The organism is Scardovia inopinata JCM 12537 (assembly GCF_001042695.1).
In the GTDB taxonomy this organism is placed as follows: domain Bacteria; phylum Actinomycetota; class Actinomycetes; order Actinomycetales; family Bifidobacteriaceae; genus Scardovia; species Scardovia inopinata.
Genome location: NZ_AP012334.1, coordinates 1,224,674 through 1,237,368 on the forward strand (window position 1 = coordinate 1,224,674; position 12,695 = coordinate 1,237,368).

Genomic DNA, 12,695 nt, shown 5'->3' on the forward strand with positions numbered 1-12,695 from the left:
TGCTACATATATATGCTGCATATACAAAAGGCAGTACTCTGTACACAAAAAACAATGCTCTGTACACAAAAGGGCAAAACCCGGAGACTGCGCTCTTACTATCCCCAGGTCTTGCCCTCAGTTATCCTCGGCTGCCCTTAGCAGGCTTAGCAGGATAAAATTTTCACTAAAATCCAAACTCGTGAGCAGTAGACTTGAGAGTCTCCGCAGACCGTTTCAGGGCTGCCAGCTCTTCGTCGCTCAGTGGTGTGTTCAGGTGGCTGTTAGCCCCATTCCTATTCAGCAGAGTAGGGACAGACATGCAGACATCAGAAATACCGTGGAAGTCATCCAGGAGGGAGCTGACCGGGAGGATACGGTTGGAATCCTGCATAATTGCCTGAATAATATCTACAGCAGACATGGCAATTGCATAATTTGTATTGCCTTTGCCTTCGATAATCTTATAAGCAGCATTCTTGACATCCTGGTGGATCTGTTCGCGGACCTCAGCAGTCAAAGGCTGATGCCCATCCAGTTCCTTCCAGTCAAGCATGGGTACACCGCCGATAGTGGCAGAGGACCAGAGAGGAACTTCAGAATCTCCGTGCTCACCAGCGATATAGGCATGAACATTCTTGACGTTAACACCAGTCTGCTGTCCAATAAGAAAACGCAGGCGGGCAGAATCCAGGTTGGTACCGGAACCGAACATCTGGTTCTTGGGCAGGCCGGACAACTTCAAAGCAACATAAGTGACAATATCCACCGGATTGGTGATCAGCATGAAGATAGCATTAGGAGCAACCTCAACAGCACCGGGAATAATGGACTTCATGATGTTGATAGTAGCTCCGGCAAGATCAAGCCTGGTCTGTCCAGGCTTCTGGCGGGCTCCCGCAGTGATAACTACAATATCGGCATCACGGCAGATCTCAATATCATCAGATCCATCAAAAGTGACTGTGGGATAGAAGCTGGAGCCGTGCTGCATATCCAGCACCTCAGCTTCCACATGCTTCTTATCGATATCTTCAAGAACAATTTCACGGACGATGCCACGCTGAGCAGCAGCAAAAGCCGTCGTCGATCCTACAGCTCCGGCACCAATGATAGCCAGCTTGGTGGGACGGTGATATGTTTTTTCCACATTAACCTCTTTAAATTATTATGTACCAGATTACTGGTGCAACTGTGATTCTCTCGTCAATAATGGCCTTGCACATTCCGTCTTATGTACCAGACGAAAATCAGGACGCACTATCGGAACCGACATTTATTGTACCGCCTCAGTCTGACCTGATCCGCCCGGATTTTCTTCCTGACCACTGTTTTCGGCGCAGCTGATTATACGCGCGGCGAGTCGGTCATCAACATCAGCAACAAGGTGTACTCCCCTATCCATGTAGTCAGCAGAATCAAGGGAGCCAAACTGACGAATCTGAGAAATAAGAGATCCCTGAGAGTACGGAATAACGGCATCTACATGCACATTCGGACGGGGCAGACCTGCCTGAACTGCATGGCGGAGCCGGTCAATCCCCTCACCCGTGGCAGCAGAAACGAAAAAGGCGTCAGGAGCCAAATTCTCGATTCTCTGCCTGGTCGTGTTATCGACCCGGTCTACCTTGTTGAAGACCATCAGGGTGGGTATCCCTTCCACCCCAGGTACATCAGCCAGGACCTTGTTCACGGCATCAATCTGAGAAAAAGGATCAGGGTAAGAAATATCAACTACATGAACAATCAGACTGGCCTGCGCCACCTCTTCCAGGGTAGATTTGAAGGCTTCAATCAACTGAGTCGGCAGCCGGCGGACAAATCCTACTGTGTCCACATACATGAATTTGCGGCTGTCGGCAGTTTTACTCTGCCTGACAGCCGTGTCGAGGGTAGCAAAAAGAGCGTTCTCCACCAGCTCATGAGAATTTGTCAGTCTGTTTATCAGGGATGATTTACCAGCGTTGGTGTACCCCACTACCGCCACCGTAGGAAGAGAGTTCCTTCGCCTGGAGCCCCTTTTGATATCACGGGCAGGTGCCATACGGGCAATCTGCTTGCGCAGGCGGGCCATGCGGGTACGAATCACCCGACGGTCAAGCTCAAGTTGAGTTTCACCCGGTCCTCGGGAACCAATACCGCCATTAACTCCGGCTGCTTGACCGCCCGCCTGCCTGGACAGGGCTGCACCCCAACCTCTCAGACGGGGAAGCATATATTCCAGCTGAGCAAGTTCCACCTGAGCCTTGCCTTCACGGCTGGTAGCATGTTGGGCGAAAATATCAAGAATAACGGCAGTCCTGTCCACTACCTTCACCTTGGTCACATCTTCCAGAGCCCTTCTTTGGGAAGGGGGAAGATCAGCATCAACAATAATGGTATCAGCCTGGGTTGCGGCAACAATGGCTGCCAGCTCCCCTGCCTTTCCCTTACCGATGTATGTAGCCGGGTCTGGCTTAAACCGATGCTGCAAGACCCCTTCCATTACTTGAGCTCCGGCCGTTTGAGCCAGGGCAGCCAATTCCCTCAGAGATTCTTCTGCCTGCGACTGGCTGCTGTCCCTGCTGGACCAAATTCCTACCAGAACAACTTTTTCCAGCCGAACTCGCCTGTACTCAACCTCGGTCACATCCTGAAGTTCTCCCAGGCCGGACACTTTTTTCAGTTGATTGCGGCTTTCCCGTTCCTGCCAGTCTTCCTGTTCCCATTCACGGCTGCCGGCCCCCTGCTGGTTTTGGTCGTCGGCAGCCATATCCCGTCCGCTTACACCAGGGTCAGAATCCTGAAGAAGGACTTGGGATTTGTTCTCAAGAATTGATCCCAAACGAGTATTTCGGCGTCCTTCCTTTCTAACGCTCTTATAGCTTGCCTGTGATTTATGACTATGTTCCTGTACCATTCAGCCTCGAATCTGTTCTAGCTGCGGCCCACGTGCCAGCAGCCAATCTGTTTATCACTGCTCTTTAGCCTTTTCCCTGCTTTTCTTCGTTTACTTTTCTCCGTTTAATTGACAGATATCAATTACATTCCATTCCCCATCGTTTAGGCTCATCTGCATGGAGCAGGAGCTTGGGAATCATTCGCGCAGCAGAAAGCTGCCGTCACCGGCCCCTCATCATCATTATACAAAGGAATGACCACCTATACAAAAAGGCAGAAAGGAAAACCATGACCACAGTCCAGAATTCCTTTGCCAGATATAAAAAACAGCTTGTCATTATGATGACAATACTGGTAGTCCTTAACTGGTAGTCCTTAGCTTTGCGGGGAAGTTTGCCTCCCTTTCCTGGCTCTATGCGGGGGGAATGATTGTGACAGCTGCCGCAGGAGGGCTGGAAGCTCAAGTCGATCACCATATCCTGCTGATCGGCAACCGCCTGTTGATGGAAGAAAGAAGAATCGACCTGTCAGCCCTGGCCCTTTCTCACAAAGGATCATCATCAGCCCACAGCCGGAGCCATGATTGGTCATATCACCTCAAATCTGGTTCTGCATGTGCTGCTCATAGAACGGGCCCGTCTCTTTGCCCGGGGAAGGGCCGCTGAATTCCTGGAGAAAACCGGGCTCTACTGGGAAAAATCTGAAGCAGAATTCCTCAGAAAACTCAATGATTCTCTGGCAGCTGAAGGAGATCTGATTCCAACAGTTACCGATCAGTTCCGCCAGTTCAGTATGGTGGAGGAATCAGCAGCCAGTACATCAACCGACAGCGTAAGCAAATTCATTATCTGACTATGCCCAAGGTGGAAGACCGGTTAACAGCTTTCTTTACCGATCTGGCCAACAAGAACCAATCAAGCAGGGTTCACCTGCCCATAAGCCTGTCAGAGCTTGCCTCATACCTGGGCACAAGTCCGGAAACCTTATCCAGGCAGATGACTCTTGCTGCTCAGGAGGGAAGAATCATCAAATTGGGCAGGGGAAACTATCAGGTTAAGCGGTAAAAACTTATGATGTAACGGTTATAATGAACTCCGACAAGCAAGAAGAGGCTGCGGCAGACAGCCAGCAGTATCAGGACTTTGGGGAGCACCACATGACCGATCACTATTTCTCAGCCCATCCATCCTCCGATGACAGGCGGGAGCTGATCGAGGTGAGCCTCAGATCAATCCCCGTCCAGGTGGAAACCGCAGCCGGTGTTTTTTCCGCTCATCGGCTGGATACGGGGACTCAGGTTCTGTTTGATCATGTTCCCGGATCCGCAGCAGATCAGGCTGAGGGCCGAACGGTAGCAACCTGTTTAGACCTGGGGTGCGGCTGGGGGCCAATCAGTCTGGCCCTGGCTCGAGAGTACCCTCAGGCCCGGGTATGGGCGCTTGACAGCAACGAACGGGCTGTCGAGCTGACTCAAGCTAATGCAAACCGCAACGGGCTGACTACCATTGCAGCCGGCACCAGGCAGGATCTGGAAGATCGCTACGGAGCTGAATGGACGGATGCTTCTTTTGATCTCATATGGTCTAATCCCCCTATCCGGATAGGAAAAGATCCACTGCACAATCTTCTCATGACCTACCTGCCCCGCTTGTCTTCCAACGGTTATGCATACCTGGTTGTTCAAAAAAATCTGGGCTCCGATTCCCTCCTGTCCTGGCTGTCGAAGGAACTGGGGAACGGTTTTTCTGTCAGAAAATATTCATCTGCCAAAGGCTACCGCATAATTGAGATTCATCGGGCAGCAGAGGATCAGCAATGAGCCTGACCTTTTCGTATCCGACTGAGCTTCCGGTCAGCGAAGCCAAAGATCGCATCATGCAGGCCATTCGCTCCTCTGCCGTAGTAATTGTTAGCGGACAAACCGGATCCGGTAAAACTACCCAGATCCCTAAGATGCTCCTGGAGCTGGGCCGGGGCAGCCATGGCCGACAGATTATGCTTACCCAGCCACGCCGCCTGGCCGCCCGTACCGTTGCCGAGCGCATTGCTCAGGAAATGGGCACCAGCCTGGGGGAAGAAATCGGCTACCGGGTACGGTTTACTGACCGCAGTTCCCCTTCTACCAGACTCTGCGTAGCAACCGATGGTATTCTGCTGGCTCATATTCAGAGGGATCCTCTTCTCACTGCCTATGACACCATCATGATAGATGAAGCTCATGAGCGCAGTCTGAACATAGACTTTCTGTTGGGCTACCTTAGCCAACTTCTGAACAAGCGGAAGGACCTCAAGCTGATCATCACTTCCGCTACCATTGATTCCCAGAAATTTCAGGACCATTTCAGTCAGATCCTGGGGCATCCTGTTCCTCTTGTTGAAGTTTCCGGGCGAACTTACCCGGTAGAAGTCGTATATGAGCCTCTGGGGTCTGCCCCAGCTCTTATGAGTTCAGTCCCCGGCTTTCCTTCTCATCAGGATGACGCCTCTGAAGATATGCCTTCTGCTGTTGCCCGAGCCTGCATAGAACTCATTACCTTATCCACACGGGAACGGTCAGCCAGAGACATCCTGGTTTTTGCTGCCGGCGAGCGCGATATTCATGAATATGAGGATGCTATACGCCAGGCTTTAGGCCCTTCCAGAAATGATCCCAGAAAACCTGATTCGGTGGAGATTGTCAGTTTGTATGCCCGGCTCAGCGCTAAAGAGCAGCATCGGGTTTTTGAAGCCCACAGCCGACAGAGAATCATTATTGCTACCAATGTTGCCGAAACCTCCCTGACTGTTCCTGGAATCCGTTATGTGGTTGATCCAGGCCTGGCCAGAATTTCCCGTTATTCAAAAACTGCCAAGGTTCAGCGCCTTCCTATTGAGCCAATTTCCCAGGCAAGCGCCGACCAGAGGGCCGGCCGCTGCGGCCGTATTGCTGATGGCCTTGCCATTCGTCTGTATTCTCAGGAAGATTATCAGAACAGACCTCGGTTTACTGATCCGGAAATTCAGAGAACATCCCTGGGGGCTGTTGTTCTGCAGATGCTATCAGTGGGAGTTGCCCGCACAGCTCAGGACATTACCACCTTTGGTTTTATTGACCCACCCGATACCAGGTCAGTTACTGATGGTTTCAATGAACTGACCGAGCTTGGGGCCATTCGCCGTACCAAAGGGTCCATAACTCTTACCCCTATCGGCCGCCGATTAGCCCGGATACCTATTGATGTCCGCCTGGGACGGATGATTATCCAGGCTTCCCATATGTCTCCCCATACTCTTGCTGCCCTACTGGTTATTGTGGCCTTTATGAGCCTGCAAGATCCCCGCGAAAGGCCAGAAGACAAGGAAGAGCGGGCAGATCAGGCACATAAGCGCTATGCCGATGAATCCAGTGATTTTCTTACCGCCCTGAACATCTGGACAGCTTTTTTCCCTGCTGAAGCCCCCCTGAGCAACTCAGCCCTACGAAAGAAATGCAAGGCTGAGTTCATGAATTATCTTCGGATGAAGCAGTGGCATGACCTGTATAATCAGCTTGTTCAGGTCTGCAAGGAAGCCCGCTGGAAAGTGGGAGAGCCCAAGCCGCAGTCTGGGCCACACGAGTATACTGCCGGTCTCAGTTTGGAGCTGCAAGGAGCCCACAGTTTGTGCTGTTCCTGGGATTCTGACAGTATTCATCAAGCTATGCTCAGCGGCCTGCTTAGTTCCATAGGCATGCAGATTATTCGCGAGCCTAAGGAATCAGACTTTGCTGGGTTAAAAGGAGGGCAAAGAGCCAGGGCATTGAAGCGGGCTCAAAGACAGTCAAAGAATAACTATCAAGGCTCCAGGGGGATCCGTTTTTCCCTCTTCCCTGCCTCATCGGTTTATAAGACAGTACCTGCCTGGGTCATGGCGGGAGAATTGGTGGAAACGTCCAGGCTCTGGGCTCGGTCAGCTGCTCAGATTAAACCTGAGTGGGCTGAGGAGCTGGGCAAAGGCCTGACCCGTACCACCTATGCTGAGCCCCATTGGTCTGCAACCAGGGGAGCAGCCGTTGCCAAATCAACGGTTCTGCTCTACGGTTTACCTATTGTGCAGGGCAGGATTGTCCCCTGGTCTTCGGTCAATCCTGCCCAAGCCCGTGAATTCCTGATTCGTCAGGGTCTTGTTGAGGGTGATATTCATCAACGTTTCCCCTTTGATTCTTTTCTGGAGCGCAACCGGCAAATCCTTCAGGAAGCGGATGAGCAAGCACATCGAAGCCGTCAAATTGGCTCGGCAGCAACTGAGGATGATCTGGCCGAATTTTATGATCAGGTTCTTCCCGACCATGTAACCTCCCTGGCAGCTTTGAATTCCTGGTGGAAAAAAGAGCATCAGGTCCATCCTCATGCTCTTGATTTTGACCCCTCCCTGGTGAGCAAAAATATCCAATCACCTCGTTTCGATCCCGAAGCCTACCCCACCTATTGGCAGACAGTGGGAACAGATGGGTCTGATATTTCTCTTCGCCTGACATATATCTTTGACACCCGATCCAATAAGGATGGAGTGACCGTTCATATTCCCCTCTCAGCCTTGTCTCGCCTCCGACCCGAAGAATTTAGCTGGAATGTTCCCGGACTGCTGGATGACCTGATTATTGCTACTATTAAATCACTGCCTAAAGCAATTAGGGTACAGTTGATTCCCGCCCCAGATACAGCCCGCAAAATCCACAACTGGATCGATTCCCGCCAGCAAGAAGAGGATAGGCAGCAGGGGCAGAGGAAGGTCCTGGGAGGGAAGAGCCTTTTCCAGGATGATTTCAACCATGTTTTTACCCAGGCGGCTATAGCCATTCGGGGGGCACAAATACATCCTGAAGTTTTCAACCAGGAGCAAATCAACAGGCTCCCCTCTTACCTCCGTATGACCTTCAGCGTTGAGGAAGACCAGGGCAAAAACCGCGGAAAACCTCCCGAAAATCAGGAAGCAGTCTACTCATCTTCCTCTTTTGACAGGGGGAAGGTCCTGGGAGAATCAAAAAATCTGTCTGATCTCCAGCACCGTTTCGCCCGTGATGCCCAGGCCAGCGCACGCCGGCATGTAGAAGGCAAGGCCAGGAAAGCCGGTGCCCAGGGGAAAGCAGTAACCAGAGCCAATCTGCTCACTCAGTCAGGGGCATCGCCGATCTCCAGGACTCAGCTGCTCTGGCAGACTGCGGCGGAAAAGTTGTCTCTTCCCTCCGAGCGGATTTCGTCTCGCTGGCTAAGCAGGGAAGCCCTGGCCTTGGCTTCTGCTCCCTATTCTTCCACAGCAGACTTGGTGGCTGACCTGCAAATGGCAGCTGTCAAGCGCCTCCTGCCTTCCATGGAAGAGATCTCCAGCGATCAGGAATTGGAAGAAAAAATATCGGAGGTTGAAGATGTTTTTGAGGATACAGTCTATGCTGTAGCGAAAGATGTGATAACTGATCTGACTGCATACTCTGCCGTTAAGAAAGAGGTTTCCGGACCGGCTAGCCTGCCCCTTCTGTCAGTTCTCCAGTCCATCACAGAGCACCTATCTTCCCTGGTTTACCCTGGCTTTATAGCTGCCACTCCAGCCACCTTCCTTCCACGGATTGCCCTTTACTGTCAGGCAGATTCTCTTCGTCTGGCCAAAGCAAGAACAAATAAATCCAGAGATGTGCGGTGGGCCTGGCAGGCTCAGGAAGCGGACGAACTGGTGAAAAAAGCCCAGGATAATGTTCGAAAGGCTCCTGCCGGAGCTCAGCATGATCAGGCTTGTAAAAAAGCTCAGGAAGTTCGCTGGGCATATGAGGAGTTTCTTATTTCTCTATGGGCTCAGGAACTGGGCACGCTAAAGTCTGTGAGTATTCAGCGTCTTCGGAAAATGGTCAGCCCTGAAACCTAAACCCGCCGCGCTACACCTACAGACTACAGTCGGGGCAGATACCTGGTCAACTCATATTGGGTTACCTGCTGACGGTACTGAGCCCACTCGGCATGCTTGTTGCGCAGGAAATATTCAAAAACGTGTTCACCCAAAACGGAAGCCACAAATTCTGATTTTTCCATCTGCTTAAGCGCTGAATCCAGCGATCCAGGCAGGGGCTTAATTCCCATGGCCTGCCGTTCAGCATCAGTCAGCTCCCAGACATCATCATCGGTCGGATCTTCAAGCTCCAGCTGCTTATCAATCCCATCCAAGCCAGAAGCCAGGAGGAGGGCATACGCCAGATAGGGATTGCAGGTTGGGTCCAAAGCCCGGAATTCCACACGGGCAGAATTAATTTTCCCTGGCTTGTATTGAGGGACCCGCAGGAGGGCAGATCGGTTGTTGTGGCCCCAGCAAACATAAGAAGGAGCTTCGGCTCCGCCCCACAGCCGCTTATAAGAATTGACGAACTGATTCATAACAGCAGTGATTTCCTGGGCATGATAAAGAATTCCAGCCGTAAACTGACGCGCTGTCTGCGACATGCTGAATTCCTCTCCGGCAGCATAAAAAGCGTTGGAGTCACCTTCAAAGAGAGATAAATGGGTGTGCATACCGGATCCAGGCTGATCTACCAGAGGCTTAGGCATGAAACTGGCATAAATTCCCCGATCCAGGGAAATTTCCTTGACTATGGTGCGGAAGGTCATGACGTTGTCGGCAGCAGATAAAGCATCTGTATGCCTCAGATCAATCTCGTTCTGCCCAGGACCAGCCTCATGATGAGAGAATTCAACCGGAATCCCCAACTGTTCCAACTGTCCTACCGCTGCCCGCCGAAAATCCATACTGGAGCTACGGGGTACCTGATCAAAATAACCTCCCTCATCAATGGGGACCGGAGGCTGAGTCCAATCAGTTTGATGTTCAAAAAGATAAAATTCAATTTCCGGGTGGCAGTAAAAGCTGAAGCCCTGCCCCTTAGCCTTATCGAGAGCCGCCCGCAGAACGTGACGGGAATCCCCCATGCTGGGTTCCCCTTCAGGGGTCAAAATATCACAGAACATGCGGGCAGTGGAATGATCCCCACCAGGAAGAGGAAGAATTTGAAAAGTTGAAGCATCAGGTCTGACCAGCATATCATCTTCAGAAACCCGGGTCAGGCCCTCAATGGCAGATCCATCGAACCCAATTCCCTCTTCCAGCGCATCTTCCAACTCACCGGGGGCAATAGCCACTGATTTCAGCTGCCCCAAGACGTCAGCAAACCAGAGACGAATGAAATGGATGTCGTTTTCTTCGACTGCCTGCAAGGCAAATTCTTGCTGCTTATTCATAATCCCAGCATAACATTATCTGCTTGATTAAGCATTACTTTCTGTATGATTTTCTCCTTCCCCAATCTCATAAAGCCGCAGCAGTCCAGGTCGGAATATTTTTTCATTCCCAGTGACTGATAGAAAGCAATACTGCTAGGGGTGTTGTCTGTTGCCAGCTCACACTGCCTGACATCTTTATACTTTTCCAGGACTGCCCTCATCAGAGCCGACCCAATCCCCTGCCGCTGAAACTCAGGAAGAACGAGAAGATCTTGAATGAAAATAATCGTATATCCATCCCCCACCACCCGAATTAATCCAACCAGTCTGCCCTCTTCGGCCTGACTTCCTGTATACGCCCCCAGAACCAAGAGAGAATTCTCAAAACCTTTCTTCAGCGATTCCAGATTATCCGTGCACGAGGTCCAGCCTACAGATGTATACAGTTGCTTAATATCTTCCTGGCGATATTCTGTATATTCTCTAATAATCATGACTGCTATCTTTCTTTGACCGAAATCGCCCCCTGGGGAGCTCCCATCTTCCCATCACATAAAAAACTCTGTGCCTGGTTTTGAGTTAACCTGGCACAGAGTTACCGTCGTTCTGTCGTTTCCTATTTTATTCCCTTTTCTATTTTCGGATTTCCCCGCCATCCACCATCGAGGAATCTGATGGAGAAATCTTAGAAAAGAAAAATCTTACCAGTTCTGCTGGGAAGGATTATACCCATTCTGAGAATTCTGATTCTGGTCCTGATTAGACTGATAAGGATACGGCTGAGGCTGGTCCTGCTGACCCTGGTATTGCTGAGGTTGCTCCTGCCCCTGAGGCTGGTATGTTTGACCAGTTTGGTACTGCTGAGGCTGGGCAGGCTGGGCCTGATACTGAGGGTTCTGGTACTGCTGAGGCTGAGGTCCTCCGGCGTACGGTCCCTGAACAGGCTGTGAAGCTGTATACTGCTGAGGCTGATTCTGAGGCCCGTTAGGAGCAGTTACAGGCTTCTTATCCTTGTAATAAAACGTTCTCACGAGAGAAAGGGAAACCAGAACAATCAGAACAATCAGAAGCAAAATCCCCCCAACCCCGGGACTCAGATAAGCAGAATTCAGCCTGGCCAGATCAATAATCTCCAGAATCAGGCTAATGCCGAAAAGAATAGGGGCATACATGAATTTTCTTAAGAAAGTCAGCACGCAGGCGACAACCATGAGGATAATAATGAAAATCCCGTCCCGTCCGTCAGAAACATAATTGACGGACTCGCTTAATCCGCCAAAGTGTACAGAGGCAAAAGGAAGGAAGCAGAAAACGACCCCGAGGATGGAGAAAATATAGGTCAGGAGGTCGCTGAGAGTCAGAGTCTTGTTTCCCATAGCAACTGAAACACCCTCCATTTTCCCAACAAAAGCCATAAAGCCATTCGTTGGTTTTTGATTTGCAGTAAAACTCCCGCCCTGGGCAGAGAACTGACCTGTCGGGTTTCCTTGAGGCTGCTGATAAGGTTGATAAGACTGTCCTTGCTGCTGGGCACCGGACTGGGATGGGTTCTGATACTGACCCTGAACCGGCTGTCCCTGAGGCTGCTGTACTTGAGCCGGTTGAGCCGGTTGACCCTGGTATTGCTGCTGACCTGTATACTCCTGGCCCTGATCCTGATAAGGCTGATTTTGACCGGCATACTGATCCTGTGGATTGGGCTGGCTATAAGGATCCGTCATAGCACTCTCCTTCATCACATCTATTCATTACTATCGTCAATGACCTTGTTGTCATTACACTTCATTATCGCGAAAGGCTTAGACAGACTCTATAAATATACTTAGAAACTCATGTATTATTGCATTTGTATTATTTCCTTCACCTGCCTATGATGCTTCTTCTCCCCCTGACGAATTCTCACTGAGCTAGCCGCCGAATCTGTATAAACCAGGCGAAAAGCAAACTCTACTTCAGATTTTCCCCAATAATCTCATAAGCCTGAACCTGGCTGATGGAATCACTGTCTTCCAAAGGTGTTCCCTGATCCTGCAAATCCTTGATGCTCAAAGACCCTGTCAATAAATCCTCAACAAAAAGCGGAGCAGAAGATAAAATCACAGGCGGAGCATAGGCTGTTCCTTCCTGACCCCCTATCCACAGGTGGGTTTCTACCTTATCAGCCCTATTTACGGCTAGAATGACTCCCAGGCCGCGAACCGAACTGGTCAGGTCCTTAGCAGCGTGTTCAGGTCCGTCTCCGTCACGATTGCGCAGAATAGCACAGGCCCCACGGTCAGAGTCGAGGCAGATGGCAGAAATATCGGTCAGGGAGCAGAGGGCAGCCAAAAATCGGGCAGAACGCAGTTGGGTAATAATGACTGCCATCTTGGCTTTGTTACCGAGAATCCCCTGAAGCTGACTGTCAAAATCGTCAAGATCAGTTTCCATGTCCTCAAGGGCAGCGTCAATCTCTTCCTCAGACAGGTCGTCAGGATCTTTGTCCCGGTCAGGGGAATCATTGGCGGAAGCATCATCGTGAGCACTCATATCTGTAACCTTAGCAAGGCTGGCAGTCAAGCAATACAGGCGGTCAAGCGGCACCAGTCATCAGGGAATAATGATTATCATAGTGATTAT

General features: G+C 50.8%; 10 protein-coding genes. 4 read left to right on the forward strand and 6 right to left on the reverse strand.

Annotated elements, in window-relative coordinates:
- Positions 1 to 166: 166 nt before the first annotated feature.
- Together SCIP_RS05000 and hflX are read right to left on the reverse strand one after the other, a co-directional pair.
- Positions 167 to 1,129 (reverse strand): L-lactate dehydrogenase, encoded by a 963-nt coding sequence (locus SCIP_RS05000; protein WP_006293804.1) that lies wholly within the window; start codon positions 1,127 to 1,129, stop codon positions 167 to 169.
- A 126-nt stretch (positions 1,130 to 1,255) separates the two neighbouring features.
- Complete coding sequence (gene hflX / locus SCIP_RS05005; protein WP_006293803.1) at positions 1,256 to 2,878, reverse strand: GTPase HflX; 1,623 nt, start codon at positions 2,876 to 2,878, stop codon at positions 1,256 to 1,258.
- A 560-nt stretch (positions 2,879 to 3,438) separates the two neighbouring features.
- Between hflX and SCIP_RS05010 the strand changes: the two genes are divergently transcribed.
- Genes SCIP_RS05010 through hrpA form a run of 4 tightly spaced genes read left to right on the forward strand, consistent with a single transcriptional unit; the run spans position 3,439 to position 8,733 of the window.
- Positions 3,439 to 3,711, forward strand: a complete 273-nt coding sequence (locus SCIP_RS05010) for a hypothetical protein (protein WP_006293801.1) — start codon at positions 3,439 to 3,441, stop codon at positions 3,709 to 3,711.
- 2 nt (positions 3,712 to 3,713) lie between these two features.
- Complete coding sequence (locus SCIP_RS05015) at positions 3,714 to 3,923, forward strand: helix-turn-helix domain-containing protein (protein WP_006293800.1); 210 nt, start codon at positions 3,714 to 3,716, stop codon at positions 3,921 to 3,923.
- A 23-nt stretch (positions 3,924 to 3,946) separates the two neighbouring features.
- A complete protein-coding gene (locus SCIP_RS05020; protein WP_006293799.1) occupies positions 3,947 to 4,678 on the forward strand; it encodes a class I SAM-dependent methyltransferase in 732 nt (243 codons plus the stop codon).
- Entirely contained in the window at positions 4,675 to 8,733 is a 4,059-nt protein-coding gene (gene hrpA, locus SCIP_RS05025; RefSeq protein WP_006293798.1) for an ATP-dependent RNA helicase HrpA, read from the forward strand. The genes SCIP_RS05020 and hrpA overlap by 4 nt, the downstream gene beginning before the upstream one ends.
- 23 nt (positions 8,734 to 8,756) lie before the next feature.
- On the opposite strand, the gene glnA is transcribed toward hrpA, so the two are convergent.
- The 4 genes from glnA to SCIP_RS05045 all read right to left on the reverse strand — a co-directional run bounded on the left by glnA (position 8,757) and on the right by SCIP_RS05045 (position 12,605).
- The gene (gene glnA / locus SCIP_RS05030; protein ID WP_006293797.1) at positions 8,757 to 10,094 is read right to left on the reverse strand and encodes a type I glutamate--ammonia ligase; all 1,338 of its coding nucleotides are present in this window, start codon (positions 10,092 to 10,094) and stop codon (positions 8,757 to 8,759) included.
- Positions 10,091 to 10,570 carry a GNAT family N-acetyltransferase gene (locus SCIP_RS05035; protein ID WP_006293796.1) on the reverse strand — a complete coding sequence of 160 codons (480 nt, stop codon included), beginning with the start codon at positions 10,568 to 10,570 and terminating at the stop codon, positions 10,091 to 10,093. Before SCIP_RS05035 ends, glnA begins: the two co-directional genes overlap by 4 nt.
- A gap of 207 nt (positions 10,571 to 10,777) precedes the next feature.
- On the reverse strand, positions 10,778 to 11,797 hold the full coding sequence (locus SCIP_RS05040; protein ID WP_040591345.1) for a hypothetical protein: 1,020 nt from the start codon (positions 11,795 to 11,797) through the stop codon (positions 10,778 to 10,780).
- Positions 11,798 to 12,023: 226 nt separating this feature from the next.
- On the reverse strand, positions 12,024 to 12,605 hold the full coding sequence (locus tag SCIP_RS05045; protein ID WP_231288080.1) for a hypothetical protein: 582 nt from the start codon (positions 12,603 to 12,605) through the stop codon (positions 12,024 to 12,026).
- Between the last annotated feature and the right edge of the window lie 90 nt (positions 12,606 to 12,695).

Coding starts and splice junctions, on each gene's coding strand:
- hflX (WP_006293803.1), bottom strand. CDS start 2,878: ATGGTACAGGAACATAGTCATAAATCACAGGCAAGCTATAAGAGCGTT.
- SCIP_RS05010 (WP_006293801.1), top strand. CDS start 3,439: ATGATTGGTCATATCACCTCAAATCTGGTTCTGCATGTGCTGCTCATA.
- SCIP_RS05015 (WP_006293800.1), top strand. CDS start 3,714: ATGCCCAAGGTGGAAGACCGGTTAACAGCTTTCTTTACCGATCTGGCC.
- SCIP_RS05020 (WP_006293799.1), top strand. CDS start 3,947: ATGAACTCCGACAAGCAAGAAGAGGCTGCGGCAGACAGCCAGCAGTAT.
- hrpA (WP_006293798.1), top strand. CDS start 4,675: ATGAGCCTGACCTTTTCGTATCCGACTGAGCTTCCGGTCAGCGAAGCC.
- glnA (WP_006293797.1), bottom strand. CDS start 10,094: ATGAATAAGCAGCAAGAATTTGCCTTGCAGGCAGTCGAAGAAAACGAC.
- SCIP_RS05035 (WP_006293796.1), bottom strand. CDS start 10,570: ATGATTATTAGAGAATATACAGAATATCGCCAGGAAGATATTAAGCAA.
- SCIP_RS05040 (WP_040591345.1), bottom strand. CDS start 11,797: ATGACGGATCCTTATAGCCAGCCCAATCCACAGGATCAGTATGCCGGT.
- SCIP_RS05045 (WP_231288080.1), bottom strand. CDS start 12,605: ATGAGTGCTCACGATGATGCTTCCGCCAATGATTCCCCTGACCGGGAC.